A 16,965-nucleotide genomic window follows, 5' to 3' on the forward strand; every position below is an offset into this window, starting at 1 on the left:
TCGCCGGGAAAAACGTATTGAGGAACTCATGAAACTGTTCGTTGCCGTCGCCACGCTACTCGTGGCGCTGGTCTCCGGCGAGGGGTATGCGGAGCAAACCACCACGCCGGTTCATCACACCAAACGCGATGCGATGATGATGCCATCGGAAGAACATCATTCGCCGTTTGATTTTAATCACATGGCCTCAGGCAGTGATAAATCAGATGAACTGGGCGTCGCGTATTACAACCAACAAAGCCACTAAAATCCCTTTCGCCCCGCCCCCGGGGCTTTTTTTGCTCATCGCAGATTACCGCAGTGTTCCGCACACGCATTCCCCCGCTTTCCTGTCAACGTCGCGTCTTCGCATAACGGGCTCATTCCGCAACGTTAGTCACAACATCCACGACATAATTTCAGTCCGGATAGCACATGGCTTAATATAGTCACCAGGTTACACAGGCGATATTTGACGGTAAACCAGCATGTGGCGAGTCATTTTATTCTGTCGATGATGAAGGGCTGAGGGGGCAGGCGTCGTTGCTCTTTGTTGACCAGTGAAAAAGGAAAACGCTTTTATGGACGAATTTGCAATAAAGCGAAACTTTAATATTTTTGTGGTGAGTTCTGCTTTTTCTCTCCTCGGCATCGAAATTTACCATATCGCCTTACCGTTACTGGCATTAAGTCTCGGCCTCAATCCCGTACAGATAAGCTGGTGCGTTTTTGCATTTTACTGCCCGGTCATTTTCGTCAAAATCGTCTCCTCGGCGTTTATCGAAAGGAAAGATAATGAATATGCTGACTTTCAGAACGCTGGTGCTTGTCATAAATATCCTACGGGTCATCGTATTCGTTGGTTTTATTATCTCAGCCAGCCCATTCTGGGTATTCTCACTTTTTGTCTTCAAGGCTGTACTCGGCGGCCTGTGGAATGTGGGCTATAACGTTTTCACCATTCAGGAAATGCCGGTTGCGCTTGCCGCCAGAATATCAGCAATCAGCGGAACATTTGTTAAGCTTAGCGCGGGTCTGGGCAGTCTGCTGGCTGGCTATTTACTTGTTCTCGCCGGTTCCACAACAACACTGGTTATTCTGGTTATGCTGACAGTATTTATGCTGACTTGTTCATTTATATGTAAGGCTGAATATCAGCGATACGATGCTTCCCGGAGAGATCTCTGCTAGCTGTTGCAGCCCGATGAAAGCACAAAAGAAATGAACAATACCCATTCAGTACTTGTATTGGTACTGTCGACGCCAGCCATCTTTTAATCGGCGACTGAATCACAGGATCCAGTCGCCTCAATCGTTCGCATTGCGCGGTAAAATGGGATAGACGTTTTATCCCCGTGCCAGTCCCGGACGCACGATCCGCAGACCAAACACGTTAATATACAGTCCGGCCATGATCAGCACCGCGCCCAGCAGTTGCACGCCGTTTAGCGTCTCGCCGAGCAGTAACGCGGCGCTGGCCATCCCGACAACCGGGACCAACAGCGACAGCGGCGCAATTCGCCATGTCTCATAGCGGCCAAGCAGCGCCCCCCAGATTCCGTAGCCGACGAGGGTGGCGATAAACGCCAGATAGAGCAACGACAGGATCGTCAACAGATCGATATGGCGTAAACTGGTCACCATCACCTGCCAGCCATCAAGGAGCCACGACGCCAGCATAAACGGCAGCACCGGGATCAGCGCGCTCCACACCACCAGCGACATCACCGGCGGCCTGCTCGCATGCGACATGATTTTCTTGTTAAAAATATTACCGCAGGCCCAGCTTAGCGCCGCCGCCAGGGTCAGCATAAAGCCCACCAGCGGCACATGCTGGCCGCCGAGGCTGGCTTCCACCAGCACCAGCACGCCAAAAATCGCCAGTGCGATCCCCGCCAGTTGTTTACCCTGCAGACGCTCGCCGAAGACAAACGCCCCAAGAATAATGGTGAAGAAGGCCTGAGCCTGCAACACCAGCGATGCCAGCCCGGCAGGCATGCCCAGGCTAATCGCGCAAAACAGAAACGCAAACTGGCCGAAGCTTATCGTCAGACCATAGCCCAGCAACAGGCGCAACGGAATTTTTGGTCTGGCAACAAACAGTAACGCCGGAAAGGCCACCAGCAAAAAACGCAGCCCGGCAAGCATCAGCGGCGGCATATTATGCAGACCCAGCTTAATCACCACAAAATTCAGCCCCCATACCACCACAACCAGTAATGCCAACAGCCCGTCTTTACGCGTCATACCCTGCCTCAGTTGTTATTGGAATTTTTGTGAACAAAATCAAAGTAGCGAATAATTCGCCTGACGCATAGATCATTATTTCAGGTAGGGCATTTGTGCCCATATCAATGCTGTCCGGCACTATACAAGTCCAGACCACCATGCTATTTGTGATCTGTATTACAAAAATAACATCATATCAGGCAAGGGAAAATGATACTGACACTCAGGCGCTCAACCGCAGCGCTACTGGCTTCGTCGTTGCTGTTAACTATTGGTCGTGGCGCAACATTACCGTTTATGACTATCTACCTCACCCGTCAGTACCAACTGGAAGTGGATAAGATCGGTAATGCGCTGTCAGTCGCCCTGATCGTCGGCGTACTATTCAGTATGGGTTTTGGCATTCTGGCCGATAAGTTCGACAAAAAGCGCTATATGACCCTCGCCGTGCTGGCGTTTATTGGCGGTTTTATCGCCATCCCACTGGTCGACAGCGTCGCGCTGGTGGTATTTTTCTTCGCGTTGATTAACTGTGCCTACTCTGTGTTCGCTACGGTGCTAAAAGCCTGGTTCGCGGATGTCTTGTCGCCGGAAAAAAAAGCGCGAATTTTCTCTCTTAACTATACCTTTATCAATATCGGCTGGACGATCGGTCCGCCGATCGGCACCCTGTTAGTGATGCGCAGCATTAACCTGCCTTTCTGGCTGGCGGCCGGCTGTGCGGCGCTGCCGCTGGTGTTTATTCAGCTATTTGTACGACGCGCAAAGGCCATGGTGACGCAGGATAATGGCGCCCACTGGTCGCCTTCGGTGCTTCTGCATGACCGAGCCTTACTGTGGTTTACCCTCTCCGCTCTGCTGGCGTCGTTTGTCGGCGGCGCTTTCGCTTCCTGTATTTCCCAGTATTTGCTGGTCGTTGCCGATAGCGATTTTGCCGAAAAAGTGGTCGCCGTGGTGCTGCCGGTTAACGCCGCGGTTGTGGTGGGGTTACAGTACAGCGTCGGTCGTCGTCTCTCTCCCCACAATATTTGTCGGCTGATGACGTTGGGTACGGTCTGTTTTGTTCTCGGACTGAGCGGTTTTATGATCTCCAACAATAACCTCCTATTGTGGGGCATCTCCGCCGCAATTTTTACCTTAGGGGAAGTTATCTACGCACCCGGTGAATATATGCTAATCGATAACATCGCCCCGGCGGGAATGAAAGCCAGCTACTTTTCCGCCCAGTCGCTGGGCTGGCTTGGCGCGGCGTTTAACCCGACGCTGACCGGCGCTATTTTGACCCATCTACCGCACTGGTCGCTGTTTGTGATATTAATGCTGTCTATGGTTGCCGCACGGCTGATGATTTTCCGCGGAATGAACGTACGACCGTGGCGCGACGAGACGGCCGCCAGCGCCTGAGCCCAGACGCCGTGCGGCTGTCAGGTTGCTGTCGTGCTGCTGTCGGGTTCCGATCGTGGCGCTCATCCGCCCGGACGATAACACTCCGTCTCAGGTTTTCCCCTGGAGATAGAAACAATGAACAGCAGTAATCAAGTTAAACAACTCCGTCTGCAGCGCGCCTGGTCACAGGAGCAGCTTGCCGAGTTAGCTGGCGTCAGCGTGCGGACCATCCAGCGAATTGAGAACGGCGATCGTCCCGCGCTGGAGACGCTCAGCGCACTTGCCGCAGTGTTTGAAGTGAATGTTGCCGAGATTAGCGGCGATTCGCCAGTTGGCCACGAAGAGACGCTGGATTTACGTATTGAAGACGCTAAAGCGCGTATTGAGCAAGAGAGCCATTTTTATCGTTCGCTGATGGTGGCAGTGGTGGTCTGCGCACTGTTGGCGGTGCTCAACAGGCTCACGGATTCGGGGAGCGAGTGGTCTGCCTGGGTGGCGATTATCTGGGGGACACTGCTGGCGATGAAGGGGCTACGCTTGTTTGTGTTTAACGAATGGATCAAAAACTGGCGTCAGGCGCGGTTGCAGCAGCTGTTGCGAAAGTAATCCGCTGAGTCACGCGGCGGTATCTCCCCCGGGCATGGCGCATGCGCCATGCCCGGTTTAAAAGCGCGCAGTATAAGTTTAATCGCCCGGATAACGCGTCAGGCGCAATCCGGGCTTTCTGCGCGAAAGAAGCTAGATGGTGACCATTCCGCGTACGCCGTCGGCGTCCATCTCGCTGCCGCTGCCCTGCCGGATAATCGTGCCCCGGGACATCACCAGGTAACGGTCCGCCAGCCCGGCGGCAAAATCATAGAACTGCTCAACCAGCAAAATCGCCATATCGCCGCGATTCGCCAACTGGCGGATAACTTCGCCAATCTCTTTAATCACCGAGGGTTGGATCCCTTCCGTCGGTTCATCAAGAATCAACAACTGTGGGCGGCTGGCCAGCGCGCGACCGATAGCCAGTTGCTGCTGCTGACCGCCGGAAAGGTCGCCTCCGCGCCGCTGCTTCATGGTTTTCAATACCGGAAACAGTTGATAAATCTCTTCCGGCACCTGACGCGCATCGCGGGCGGGAAAGCGGGATAACCCCATCAGCAGGTTCTCTTCCACCGTCAGACGAGGAAAAATCTCGCGCCCCTGGGGAACATAGGCAATCCCGGACTGTACGCGCTGATGCGGTTTGCGGTGGGTAATATTTTTCTCCTGCCACAACACTTCGCCGCTACGCGCAGGTATTAGCCCCATCAGGCACTTCAGTAAAGTGGTTTTCCCCACCCCGTTGCGCCCAAGCAGGCAGGTGATCTCGCCCTGACGGGCAGCAAAATCCACCCCCCGCAGAATATGGCTGCCACCATAATATTGATGTAGCTGATTAACCTGTAGCATCCTCGCTCCTTAGCGTCCGAGATAAACTTCAATCACCTGTTCGTTATCCTGCACTTCTCGTAGCGACCCTTCCGCCAGCACCTGTCCCTGGTGGAGCACCGTCACCCGGTCGGCGATAGTTTCAACAAATCCCATGTCGTGCTCAACCACCATCAGCGAATGCTGCCCGGCAAGGGTGCGGAACAGTTCGGCGGTATACTCCGTTTCGGCATCGGTCATCCCGGCTGCGGGTTCATCCAGCAGCAGCAAATGCGGCTCCTGTACCAACAGCATACCGATCTCCAGAAACTGTTTTTGCCCGTGCGACAGCATCCCTGCCGGTCGATAGCGTTCGACGTCCAGACGTAGCAGACGCAGCGTCTCGCTGATTCGGTCCGCCTGTTCGCTGTTCAGTCGCGCCCGCAGACTGGCCCATACCGACTTATCGCCCTTCATCGCCAGTTCAAGGTTTTCCGCCACCGTCAGCGCCTCAAACACCGTCGGCTTCTGGAACTTGCGCCCGATGCCCTGGCGAGCGATGGCGATGGGATCGAGGGTGGTTAAGTCCACCGATTGATCGTACAGCGCCCTGCCGCTCTGCGGCCGGGTTTTGCCGGTGATCACATCCATCAGGGTGGTTTTGCCCGCGCCATTCGGGCCAATTACGCAGCGCAGTTCACCCACGCCAATCTGGAGCGACAGGTCAGTTAATGCCTGAAAACCGTCAAAGTTGACGTTAATCGCCTCCAGTTGCAGCACCGGGTCAGTCTGTTCGCGAAAGCGATCCGTCGGCTGCTGACGGGTAAAGATGGCTTCATCCGTTTGCATTACCGATCTCCTTTACGCAGCAGGCCGATAACCCCGCGTGGTAAAAACAGCGTGACGATAATAAAAATCAGGCCAAGAAAAAGCTGCCAGTATTCCGGCATCGCCACGGTAAAATAGCTCTTCGCGCCATTGACCAGCCCCGCGCCCAGCACCGGGCCGATTAAGGTCCCGCGCCCGCCCAGCGCCACCCAAATCGCCGCTTCGATCGAATTGGTGGGCGACATTTCGCTGGGATTGATGATCCCGACCTGCGGCACGTACAGCGCCCCCGCCAGGCCGCATAACACAGCTGAAAGCGTCCACACCAGCAGCTTAAATCCACGCGGATCGTAGCCGCAGAACATCAGACGGTTTTCCGCATCGCGCACCGCCGTCAGTATCCGGCCAAATTTGCTTTGCGCCAGCACATAACCAATCCATAACGTGAGCAACAGCAGCAGAACGGTCGCCATAAACAGCGCCGCCCGGGTGCTGGTGGCGGTCACGGAGAAACCGAGCAGCGTGGTAAAACCGGTAAAACCATTGTTGCCGCCAAAACCGGTTTCGTTGCGGAAAAACAGCAGCATCCCGGCATAGGTCAGCGCCTGGGTCATAATAGAAAAATAGACGCCTTTAATTTTTGAGCGGAAGGCAAACCAGCCGAAAACCAGCGCCAGCAGCCCAGGAACCAGCACCACCAGCAGCATCGCCCAGGCGAAGTGCTGCGTGCCCCACCAGAACCACGGCAGTTCGCTCCACGACAGAAACGACATAAAAGCCGGTAATCCGTCGCCCGCGGCCTGACGCATCAGGTACATGCCCATGGCATAGCCGCCGAGGGCAAAAAAGATCCCATGACCAAGCGAAAGCATCCCGGCATAGCCCCAGACCAAATCCAGCGCCACGGCGACAATGGCATAGCAGAGAATTTTGCCGGTCAGCGTCAGCAGCCAGGTAGAGACCGCCAGCGGATGCGTCACCGGCAGTAGCGCCAGAAACGGCATACTCAGCAACGCCAGCAGGATCAGAGCCGCGAGCCATTGCAACGGGCGCGGCGCTTTGCGCACCAGGGTTAACGTAATCGGTTGGCTCATCAGTCAATAACCCTCCCTTTGAGAGCAAACAGTCCTTGTGGGCGCTTCTGAATAAACAGGATAATCAGCACCAGGATCAGGATTTTCCCCAGCACGGCCCCCATCTGCGGTTCAAGAATTTTATTAAAAATCCCGAGGCCAAACGCTGCCGCCACGCTACCGGCCAGTTGCCCGACGCCGCCCAGCACCACCACGAGGAAGGAGTCGATAATGTAGCCCTGGCCCAGTTCCGGCCCGACGTTGCCGAGCTGCGAGAGCGCCACGCCGCCGAGTCCGGCGATCCCCGAACCGAGACCAAATGCGAGCATATCCACCCGCCCGGTCGGCACACCGCAGCAGGCCGCCATCGCGCGGTTTTGCGTCACCGCCCGCACGTTCATCCCCAGCCGGGTTTTGTTCAGCGTCAGCCAGGTAAACAGCAGCACCAGCAGCACGAAAGCGAGTACCGCCAGCCGGTTCCACGGCAAAATCAGGTTAGGTAAAACCTGAATGCCACCGGAAAGCCATGCCGGGTTGGCCACTTCAACGTTCTGCGCGCCAAACAGCATACGCACCAGTTGGATCAGCATCAGGCTAATGCCCCAGGTGGCGAGCAGGGTCTCCAGCGGGCGTCCGTAGAGATGGCGAATCACGCTGCGCTCCAGCACCATACCAACCCCGCCGGTGACCAGGAACGCCACCGGCAGCGCAATCAGTGGATAAAAGGCCAGCCACTGCGGCGCCAGTTGCGCCAGCGCCTGCTGCACCAGCCAGCAACTATAGGCGCCAATCATCAGCATCTCGCCGTGGGCCATATTGATCACCCCCAGCAGGCCGTAAGTGATCGCCAGACCGAGCGCGGCAAGCAGCAAGACGGAACCCAGCGACAGCCCCATAAAGGCCTGGCCGAGCAGGTCACCCAGCAGCAGACGGTGCTGAATTTTACTCAGGCTCGCCTGCGCCGCCGCGCGAATCGCCGGGTCAGGTTCATGTTGAGCATCGCTGTAGGGCATGAGCAGCGCCTGAGTTTCCGGGTCGCCGGAGTGGCCAAGCAGTTCAATCGCCGCCAGCCGCTGCGCGGATTGCGGACTGGCAAGTTGCAGACGCGCGAGGGCAATTTCCAGTTGCGCCTTCACCGCGCTATCGCTTTCTACCGCCAGGCGCTGTTGCAGCAGTCCCGCCATCTCTGGGGTTGCCTCTCGCTGAAGGGTTTTCGCCGCTGCCGCTCTTTCCGTGACGTTGTCACTAACAAGTAAATGGGTCGCCAGCGCGCCGGCCACCAGATTCCTTAGCCGGTTAGTCAGGCGTACCGGTTTTGTCGCCCCGTCAGGGGTCGCCGATGCGCCCAGCGCCAGCAGGTTATCCCCCTGCTGGCTAAACGCGTGGCCGCTGCCATCAGCTTTTAATGTTTCACTTTTAAGCGCCCGCAACAGCGGTAATCGCTGCGCCTGCGGCGCGGTGGCCCACTGCTCAAGCAGTCGAGCCTGCTGGCTACGGTTAGCCGCAACAAAATCATCGGCGTCCGCTGCCTGCGCTCGCCACGGTATCAATATTATCAGCAGCGCAAAACTCATGAGACGTAACACGTTCATGATCGTTCTCCTTTCCAGAGTGGCCCGCAAAGCCCGGGCCACAGAGAATGATTCCCCCCGGGCTGCGCCGGGGTTTAATGCTTAGTTGCTGGTGCTTTTTACCGGGTGATCCGGTTTTTTATCGTTCCCGGGAATCCACGGGCTCCAGGGCTGGGCGCGAACGGGCTCGTCGGTCTGCCAGACCACGTTGAACTGGCCGTTGCTCTCGATTTCACCAATCATGACCGGCTTGTGCAGATGGTGATTGGTGGCATCCATGGTCAGGGTGAAGCCCGACGGCGCTTTAAAGGTCTGCCCGGCCATCGCTTCGCGAACCTTGTCCACATCGGTCGTGCCGGCTTTGGTGACCGCCTGCGCCCACATATGCACACCAACCCAGGTGGCTTCCATTGGGTCATTGGTCACGACCGTATCGGCATTTGGCAGATTATGTGCTTTAGCGTAGGCGCGGTAATCGGCGACAAATTGTTTGTTGGTGGGGTTATCAAGGGATTCGAAGTAGTTCCAGGCCGCAAGGTTACCTACCAGTGGTTTGGTATCAATACCGCGCAGCTCTTCCTCGCCGACGGAAAATGCCACCACCGGCACATCGGTCGCTTTCAGCCCCTGATTGGCCAGCTCTTTATAGAACGGGACGTTAGAATCACCGTTAATCGTTGAGACCACCGCCGTTTTACCGCCTGCGGCAAACTTTTTAATGTTGGCAACGATAGTCTGGTAGTCGCTATAGCCAAACGGGGTATAGACCTCTTCGATATCTTTATCCTGAATCCCTTTGGCGTGCAGGAAGGCGCGGAGAATCTTATTCGTGGTGCGCGGGTAGACATAGTCGGTGCCGAGCAGGAAGAAACGTTTCGCCCCGCCGCCATCTTCACTCAGCAGATATTCCACCGCCGGGATCGCCTGTTGGTTTGGCGCGGCGCCGGTGTAGAAGACGTTTGGCGACATCTCTTCGCCTTCGTACTGTACCGGGTAGAACAGCAGTCCATTCAGCTCTTCGAATACCGGTAGAACCGATTTACGCGATACGGAGGTCCAGCAGCCAAAGACCACTGCAACCTTATCCTGGGTCAGCAACTGCCGCGCTTTTTCCGCAAACAGAGGCCAGTTTGATGCCGGGTCCACCACCACCGGTTCCAGTTTTTTACCCAGCACGCCGCCTTTGGCGTTGATGTCGTCGATAGCCATCAGGGCGACATCTTTCAGCGGGGTTTCCGAAATCGCCATCGTTCCGGAGAGCGAATGCATAATCCCGACTTTAATGGTATCGGCGGCATAAGCCTGAAATGACAAGCCCATGCTGATAACTGAGGTGGAGAGAACAAAAGCTTTTAATAATGTGCGACGCTGCATCTCTATCACTCCTTAATCGTTCAAAGACAAAAAATGAATTAACAACCAAGCAGAAGTGATAAGGCAAGAACGGTGCCAGGTTGCCAGTTAGCCTGAAAACGCGGTGGAGGATAAGAGAGATGAAATGCGAGGAGCAGTGTTGCCCTAAGATGGTGCAACACTGCCCTATGAGGGAATTACCAGACCTGAGCGGCGATACCGGTAACCAGACGAACTTTATCCCACTGTTGCGCTTCGGTCAGTGAATTCCCCTCTTCAGTGGAGGCAAAACCGCACTGCGGGCTGAGGCAGATCTGTTCCAGCGGAACATACTGCGCGGCTTCCTGCAGGCGGGCTTTTACGCCTTGCGGATTTTCCAGCTCCCCATTTTTGGTGGTGATCAATCCCAGTACGACCTGCTGATGACCCGGACGAATAAAGCGCAACGGGGCAAAGTCGCCGGAACGATCGTTATCGTATTCAAGGAAGAAGGCATCGATATTGACGCTACCGAACAGCACTTCCGCTACCGGCTCGTAACCCCCTTCGGAAATCCAGGTCGAACGGAAGTTACCGCGGCATACGTGCAGACCGATGGTCAGATCCTCCGGTTTCCCTTCCAGCGCTTTATTCAGGACCTCAGCGTAAATCTTCGCCAGTTCATCCGGGTCTTCGCCGCGCTCGCGAACCTGTCGACGCTGTTCATCTGAGCACAGATAGGCCCAGACGGTGTCGTCAAGCTGCAGATAACGGCAGCCAGCATCGTAAAAGGCGCGGATCGCATCACGCCAGGTTGTGGCCAGGTCAGCAAAATATTCGGCGAGATCCGGGTAAACCGTCGCATCGATATCTTTACGTCCGCCACGGAAGTGCAGCACGCTCGGGCTGGGAATGGTCATTTTCGGCTGCGCGCTGCCGCTGATGCTTTTCAGATAGCGGAAATCCTCCAGCATCGGATGATCGCCAAAGCCCAGTTTACCCGTCACCCGGATACCGTGTGCTTTGGTCTGCACGCCATTAAACTGGATACCCTTTTCTGCATCGTAGCGCTCGACGCCCTGTAAACCGTCAAAGAAATCAAAGTGCCACCACGCACGGCGGAACTCACCATCAGTGACCACATGCAGGCCACACTCACACTGTTGCTGCACCAGATGACGAATCGCCTCATTTTCTATCTGCCGCAACTGCTGAGCATCAATGGCACCCGCGGCCAGCTGCTGACGCGCCTGTTTAATGGCATCCGGGCGTAAAAAGCTGCCGACGATATCGGCGCGGAATGGGGGCTGATGGCGTTGCATGGTGTCTCCTTAGCGGCGGGGAAGATTAGTTACCCACCGTGATAGTTCATTTTTGAATTTTGGACTTCTGGATGGCTATATGTCCAGATAGTGTCATGCCAACGGTTCATCGGCAAACGAGAATATTTCATGTGACATGAAATAAATTCATTTTGCGAAAGGCAACCCCTCATCGTCCCAGCCGGTTAAGCCACCGAGCATGATTTTTACCCGTCTTCCCAACCGCGCCAGTTTCAAGGCCGCAATATCCGCCCCATTGCAGTGTGGCCCGGCACAATAGACGACAAACAACGTCTCCGCAGGCCATTGGGCCATTCTGGCTTCATCTATCTCTCGGTGCGGTAAATGCAGCGCATCAGGGAGATGACGACGGGAAAAGCTCTCCTCGCTGCCAACCACATGCAGCAGGACGAAGTCGGTTTCACCGTCGCGCATCGCGCTATAAACATCAGCGCAGTCCGTCTCAAAGCTTAATCGGCGACGAAACCACGCGACGGCATCACTGGCACTGGCGGGGGCAAAAGCGGTTACAACACTCATGGCATCTTCTCCTTGTCTGTGATACCAATAAGTTAATCCTCCGCCTGCGACACATCTGCCAGCAACCATGACTAAAAACGCTGAAATCATGACAACTCAATCAGTGACGTTGTCACGTCATCGGGTGATTGCCCTTGCCTATGATGGCCTGTGTACCTTTGAATTTGGCGTTGCGGTAGAGATTTTCGGTCTGCCTCGCCCGGAAATGGGCGAACGCTGGTATCGCTTTGCTGTGGCTGCCGTCGATGACGGTGAACTGCGGGCTACCGGCGGCATTCGTCTGATGGCCGATGGCGATATGGCGCTATTAAGCGAAGCGGATACCATCGTGGTGCCCGGCTGGCGCGGGATTGACTCCCCTGTTCCTCCCGCGCTTTGTGAAGCCTTAGTCGCCGCCCAGGCGCGGGGCTGCCGCATCATTTCTATATGCTCCGGAGTTTTCGTACTGGCTGCAGCCGGGTTGCTCAACGGACGTCAGGCAACAACCCACTGGCGCTATACCGATCAGTTGCACAGGCGATTTCCACTGATTGATGTGATTGACGATGTATTATACGTCGGCGCTGATGGCGTGATGACTTCTGCGGGAAGCGCCGCGGGAATCGATTTGTGTTTACATCTGGTACGGGAAGATTTTGGCGCCGAAGCGGCCAATATCGTCGCCCGACGCCTGGTGGTTTCCCCCCATCGTGATGGGGCTCAGGCTCAGCAGGTTGTGCGACCGGTGGCCAGAGCCCGGGAGAGCCTGCGGCTGGGGCAATTATTCGATTTTCTCCACCAGAATCTTGCCGTCAGCCACACCGTGGCCTCACTGGCGGAAAGAGCCGGTATGAGTCCGCGCACCTTATTGCGCCGTTTCGCAGACGCCACCGGTAAAACCCCTGCCCGCTGGCTGCTTGATGAGCGCCTGCAGCGCGCCGCACAACATCTGTCCTCCAGCCGCCTGAGTATTGAACAGATTGCTGAGTTATGTGGATTTGCCAGCGCCAGCACCCTGCGCCATCACTTTCGTCAACAATTTTCCCTCAGCCCGTTGCAGTATCGGAAAAGCGTGATAGCAGAGAATAAACGCAAGCTACCCGCTGGCGACGAATGGCAAAATCCGACAACGGGTTAACCGTTTGTTTAGATTGACCTGATTATAATCTCACCAACAACCGTAAGTCTGTTCAATAAGGATACCGTAGCGCATAGCAAAACTAATGGAGGTTAATGATGCCGGGAAATATGCATGTCTTTATGGCCCTTCTGGGAACCATTCTGTTCTTTGGATTTCTGGCCGCCTATCTAAGCCACAAATGGGACGACTGATGAACGACGATAATCCCCACCCGTAAGCGCCCCCTGCTGCTAATGCACCAGGGGGCGTTTTTATTTTCATTCTGCTGAACTGGCGACAACTATCCGACTAACTACAGCTTACGCAGGCTAAAAAAATGGCGCCTTACACCTTTCGACACCTCTTCGGGATCGCCTCAAGGTATAACACCGCAACAAAAAAATTATTCCCTCACAGCGGATTGTATCCATTAGCTTTTCGGTTCATTTGTTCCGAATGATTAATGGCGAGTGGTACCGTGCGGGTTGCTCAATGCCGATGCCTGGACTAAGCCTGGAGAAGTTTTAACCTGTCGATTCAACTTACCGGGAGATTCTTCATGAGCAAACTTGGGATTAATGGATTTGGTCGTATTGGACGTTTGGTGCTGCGTCGGTTACTGGAGGTCAATAGTTCATTAGAGGTCGTGGCCATTAACGACCTCACCTCGCCGAAAGTGCTGGCCTATCTGTTAAAGCATGATTCTAACTACGGCCCTTTCCCATGGAGCATTGATTTTACTGAAGATGCTCTGATTGTTAATGGCAAAAAAATTACCGTTTATGCCGAAAAAGAGGCTCAGCATATACCGTGGAAATCGGTGGGCGCCGACGTTATCGTCGAATGTACCGGCTTCTATACGTCAGCAGAGAAAGCACAGGCGCACCTGACCGCCGGGGCGAAAAAAGTGTTGATTTCCGCGCCAGCAGGCAATATGAAAACTATCGTGTATAACGTTAACGATGACACACTGGCCGCAGACGATACGATTATTTCCGTCGCCTCCTGCACCACCAACTGCCTGGCCCCGATGGCAAAGGTGCTCAACGACGCTTTCGGTATTAAAGTGGGAACCATGACCACCATCCACGCCTATACCGGTACCCAGTCGCTGGTTGATGGCCCGCGCGGAAAAGATTTGCGCGCCTCGCGCGCGGCGGCGGAAAATATCATTCCGCATACCACTGGCGCGGCGAAGGCAATCGGCCTGGTCATCCCGGAGCTTAGCGGCAAGCTGAAAGGCCATGCCCAGCGCGTACCGACCAAAACAGGCTCAGTCACCGAGCTGGTATCGGTGCTGGAGAAAAAGGTCACGGCCGAAGAGGTCAATCAGGCGATGAAAAATGCGGCGACCAACAATGAATCGTTCGGCTATACCGAAGAAGAGATCGTCTCGTCGGATGTTATTGGCTGCCATTTCGGGTCAATTTATGACGCCACCCAACTGGAGGTTGCAGAAGTCGGCGACCTCCAGCTTGTGAAGACAGTCGCCTGGTATGATAACGAGTATGGCTTTGTCACTCAGTTGATTCGCGTACTGGATAAGTTCGCGAAATAACATCACAGCGGATAGCGCCAGCTATCCGCTATTGTCCACGCAATTACGCCTGCAAATAGACCACCTGGGTTTGCAGATACTCATTCAGACCGTGCCGCCCGTCAGCGCCGCCAATCCCTGATTTGCGCCAACCGGCGTGGAAGCCCTGCATCGCTTCAAAGTTCTCGCGGTTAATATAAGTTTCGCCAAACTTCAGCCCTTTTATCGCCTTCATGGCGACATTCAGATCGCGGGTATAGATTGACGATGTCAGGCCATAGTCGCTGTCGTTCGCCATCGCCAGCGCCTCTTCGAGCGTGTCAAACGCGATCACCGGCAATACCGGCCCAAACGTCTCTTCATGAACAATATCCATCTCCTGGCGCACATCCAGCAGCAGCGTCGGCGGATAAAAATAGCCCTTACCTGCCACGGCCTTGCCGCCAAGCACCACCCGCGCCCCCTGAGCGACCGCCTTCGCGACCTTCTGCTCAACGCGATCCAGCGCAGCAGCGTTAATCAACGGCCCCATGGCGATATCGTCTCGTAAAGCCGGATCGCCGAACTGTACCTCTTTTAATGCCTCACCCAACCGGTTAACAAAACGATCGTAAACGCCTTTTTGCACATAGACGCGCTCGACGCAGTTACATACCTGCCCGCTATTGATAACCCGTGAATCCACCACCGCTTTTACCGCCAGTTCAATATCCGCGTCATCCATCACAATCGCGGGCGCTTTTCCGCCGAGCTCCAGGCACACTTTGGTGATATTTTTCGCCGCTGCCGCCATAATTTTCTCGCCAGCAGCTACGCTACCGGTCATGCTCACCATCGCGACTTTCGGGTTCCCCGCCAGTTCCTGTCCAACCGTCTCACCGCGGCCCAGCACCAGGTTAAACACCCCTTTCGGCAAGCCGATGTCATGCACGATTTGCGCGAAGGCGATAGCGTTATTCGGCGTGAACTCGCTCGGTTTAATCACGATGGTATTGCCGGTAATCAGTGCGGGAGCCAGTTTGCGGGCAATCAGGAAAAACGGGAAGTTCCACGGCAGAATCCCTGTCGTCACGCCCAGTGCGCGTTTGAAAAGCAAAATATTTTCGCCCGGACGATCGCTCTGGATGATCTCCCCTTCATAGCGCCGCGCCCATTCGGCCATATAGTCGAGATAATCGGCAGTAAATGAGACTTCAACCGCCGCCAGTTGCTGAATTTTCCCGCCCTCGGCAACAATCAGCGCAGCGATCTCATCAGCCCGTTCACGAATACCGGCAGCGATTTTGCGTAACCATCCCGCTCGCTCAATGGCAGGCAGAGCTTCCCAGGCGGGCTGTGCTCGCTCAGCGGCCAGAATCGCGCGTTGCGCATCTTCCGCGCTGCCATCGGGGATCCGCGAAAGCAACGCTTCGGTCGCCGGATTGATGACATCAATCCATGCATCAGCGCGGCCAGGTTCAAACTGACCATCAATGTACATAGGGTGTTGAACGGGTGCTGTCATGATCTGCTCCTGTGGCATTATTGTTTTTAGCAAGTGAATTTAATGTTAAAAACTATCGCCTGACAGGCAAAGAGACAGTTCGACGACTTGCTTTTGTGAGACATTTCATAAAAACAAGCAAACCAGAGGCTGAAAAGCACGTTATTGAATAACACGCAGTGCCCGTTTGCGAGGGTCCTGGTGGAAACGGGCAAATAGCAAATGCGGCTGGATGATGGAATGCGTTCACATGGTCGCGTTTGAGGAAAGACAAGGCGTATCCTCGAATAGTGTGCGCCTTTTTCTCTCCACGACTGTTTCTTGTTCAGATTGCCGGGAAACAGATAACGCCTGAACCGCATTAGCACCGTTCAGAAAAAATCCTTTCGCCGTTTAACCCAATTGGCGCGCACTCAGCGCATCGGATAACAGACTGTCGTCGCGCAGCGTCTGCCACGCCTGAACAATATGCGGAGGAATATCAACATGGACGATAAACCCCTTACCCAGCGGACCATAACCCTGCGGATCATCCGTCAAACGCGGTAGCTCGCCAAGAATCAGCGACAGATAGCGACCAACCGGCCACAGCCCCTTATTCTCACCGCTGAAAGTTAATCCACTTTCACCATTGCACAATATCGGTGAACAGCCCGGCGCGCTGTACCACCGTGGCGCGGCCTCCTCTCCTTGCCAGACGCGGGCAAACGTCGCCATCGTCCTGCGCTGCATTGTCGGATCCTGAATGACAACGCCCGTACCATGAGCTACGCCCCTCTGCTCCAGCATATATCGGGTAAAGCGCGCGTTCTCTCCGCAGTGGGTGGACTGGTCTTCCACCACAATTCGCTCCAGCGGAATATGCCAGAAGCGATGAGCGATATCGGCAAGAATACACGCCTCAGCGCGACCTGATACCGGTAACTGACAGTAGCGCGGGTCATTTAACACTGCGTTATATAAAAAAGCGGTGGAGTGGCCGATTCCTCCGCTGATCAACAGTGGAACAGCGCTACGTGCTGCCAGTTGGCAGGCAAAATCAATGGTCGGGATCACCGCATTGCCTGCCAGCACAACCACTTCTATTTGCGCCTCCTGAGGCAAATCATCCTGCGCCAGCCACGCCCCAAGCTGGTTTGCCGCCATTAATGTCGCCTCAGACAAGGCTGGAAAATATTCTGACATTCCTTC

Annotated in this window: 17 protein-coding genes; 7 read left to right on the forward strand and 10 right to left on the reverse strand. The window is 55.1% G+C overall.

The features are described 5' to 3' along the window. Positions 1–28: 28 nt before the first annotated feature. Positions 29–247, forward strand: coding sequence for a multiple antibiotic resistance protein MarB (gene marB, locus FN037_RS08610; RefSeq protein ID WP_138362764.1), 219 nt, complete (start codon positions 29–31; stop codon positions 245–247). Between the two features lie 527 nt (positions 248–774). Continuing rightward, positions 775–1,170 (forward strand): hypothetical protein, encoded by a 396-nt coding sequence (locus FN037_RS08615; RefSeq protein WP_138362763.1) that lies wholly within the window; start codon positions 775–777, stop codon positions 1,168–1,170. Positions 1,171–1,326: 156 nt separating this feature from the next. Here FN037_RS08615 and eamA read toward each other — a convergent pair whose 3' ends face one another. Continuing rightward, positions 1,327–2,226, reverse strand: a complete 900-nt coding sequence (gene eamA, locus FN037_RS08620) for an O-acetylserine/cysteine exporter (RefSeq protein ID WP_138362762.1) — start codon at positions 2,224–2,226, stop codon at positions 1,327–1,329. A 192-nt stretch (positions 2,227–2,418) separates the two neighbouring features. Between eamA and ydeE the strand changes: the two genes are divergently transcribed. Beyond that, the gene (ydeE, locus tag FN037_RS08625) at positions 2,419–3,612 is read left to right on the forward strand and encodes an efflux MFS transporter YdeE (RefSeq protein WP_142502015.1); all 1,194 of its coding nucleotides are present in this window, start codon (positions 2,419–2,421) and stop codon (positions 3,610–3,612) included. Positions 3,613–3,729: 117 nt separating this feature from the next. Beyond that, on the forward strand, positions 3,730–4,200 hold the full coding sequence (locus FN037_RS08630; protein ID WP_142502016.1) for a helix-turn-helix domain-containing protein: 471 nt from the start codon (positions 3,730–3,732) through the stop codon (positions 4,198–4,200). A 132-nt stretch (positions 4,201–4,332) separates the two neighbouring features. Here the strand turns inward: FN037_RS08630 and urtE are convergent, their stop codons facing one another. The 7 genes from urtE to FN037_RS08665 all read right to left on the reverse strand — a co-directional run bounded on the left by urtE (position 4,333) and on the right by FN037_RS08665 (position 11,655). Continuing rightward, positions 4,333–5,031 carry an urea ABC transporter ATP-binding subunit UrtE gene (gene urtE / locus FN037_RS08635; RefSeq protein ID WP_138362759.1) on the reverse strand — a complete coding sequence of 233 codons (699 nt, stop codon included), beginning with the start codon at positions 5,029–5,031 and terminating at the stop codon, positions 4,333–4,335. A gap of 9 nt (positions 5,032–5,040) precedes the next feature. Beyond that, positions 5,041–5,838: an urea ABC transporter ATP-binding protein UrtD gene (gene urtD, locus FN037_RS08640; RefSeq protein ID WP_142502017.1), complete on the reverse strand. Its 798-nt coding sequence runs from the start codon at positions 5,836–5,838 to the stop codon at positions 5,041–5,043. Beyond that, complete coding sequence (gene urtC / locus FN037_RS08645; protein ID WP_142502018.1) at positions 5,838–6,911, reverse strand: urea ABC transporter permease subunit UrtC; 1,074 nt, start codon at positions 6,909–6,911, stop codon at positions 5,838–5,840. The genes urtD and urtC overlap by 1 nt, the downstream gene beginning before the upstream one ends. Beyond that, positions 6,911–8,482 (reverse strand): urea ABC transporter permease subunit UrtB, encoded by a 1,572-nt coding sequence (gene urtB, locus FN037_RS08650; protein ID WP_142502019.1) that lies wholly within the window; start codon positions 8,480–8,482, stop codon positions 6,911–6,913. The genes urtC and urtB overlap by 1 nt, the downstream gene beginning before the upstream one ends. 81 nt (positions 8,483–8,563) lie before the next feature. Next, complete coding sequence (urtA, locus tag FN037_RS08655; protein WP_142502020.1) at positions 8,564–9,835, reverse strand: urea ABC transporter substrate-binding protein; 1,272 nt, start codon at positions 9,833–9,835, stop codon at positions 8,564–8,566. A 176-nt stretch (positions 9,836–10,011) separates the two neighbouring features. After that, on the reverse strand, positions 10,012–11,115 hold the full coding sequence (locus tag FN037_RS08660) for a cobalamin-independent methionine synthase II family protein (RefSeq protein WP_138362754.1): 1,104 nt from the start codon (positions 11,113–11,115) through the stop codon (positions 10,012–10,014). Positions 11,116–11,262: 147 nt separating this feature from the next. After that, complete coding sequence (locus FN037_RS08665; RefSeq protein WP_138362753.1) at positions 11,263–11,655, reverse strand: rhodanese-like domain-containing protein; 393 nt, start codon at positions 11,653–11,655, stop codon at positions 11,263–11,265. A 67-nt stretch (positions 11,656–11,722) separates the two neighbouring features. Between FN037_RS08665 and ftrA the strand changes: the two genes are divergently transcribed. The 3 genes from ftrA to gap all read left to right on the forward strand — a co-directional run bounded on the left by ftrA (position 11,723) and on the right by gap (position 14,312). Beyond that, positions 11,723–12,772, forward strand: coding sequence for a transcriptional regulator FtrA (ftrA, locus tag FN037_RS08670; protein ID WP_142502021.1), 1,050 nt, complete (start codon positions 11,723–11,725; stop codon positions 12,770–12,772). 110 nt (positions 12,773–12,882) lie between these two features. After that, positions 12,883–12,966 (forward strand): protein MgtS, encoded by an 84-nt coding sequence (gene mgtS / locus FN037_RS08675; RefSeq protein ID WP_409513735.1) that lies wholly within the window; start codon positions 12,883–12,885, stop codon positions 12,964–12,966. 347 nt (positions 12,967–13,313) lie between these two features. Further along, positions 13,314–14,312 (forward strand): type I glyceraldehyde-3-phosphate dehydrogenase, encoded by a 999-nt coding sequence (gap, locus tag FN037_RS08680; protein ID WP_138362745.1) that lies wholly within the window; start codon positions 13,314–13,316, stop codon positions 14,310–14,312. A 43-nt stretch (positions 14,313–14,355) separates the two neighbouring features. On the opposite strand, the gene aldA is transcribed toward gap, so the two are convergent. Together aldA and FN037_RS08690 are read right to left on the reverse strand one after the other, a co-directional pair. Next, complete coding sequence (aldA, locus tag FN037_RS08685) at positions 14,356–15,795, reverse strand: aldehyde dehydrogenase (protein WP_142502022.1); 1,440 nt, start codon at positions 15,793–15,795, stop codon at positions 14,356–14,358. Between the two features lie 372 nt (positions 15,796–16,167). Then, the gene (locus FN037_RS08690) at positions 16,168–16,959 is read right to left on the reverse strand and encodes a YdcF family protein (protein WP_142502023.1); all 792 of its coding nucleotides are present in this window, start codon (positions 16,957–16,959) and stop codon (positions 16,168–16,170) included. Positions 16,960–16,965: the final 6 nt, after the last annotated feature.

This window comes from Klebsiella sp. 2680 (assembly GCF_900198535.1).
GTDB lineage: Bacteria > Pseudomonadota > Gammaproteobacteria > Enterobacterales > Enterobacteriaceae > Klebsiella > Klebsiella indica.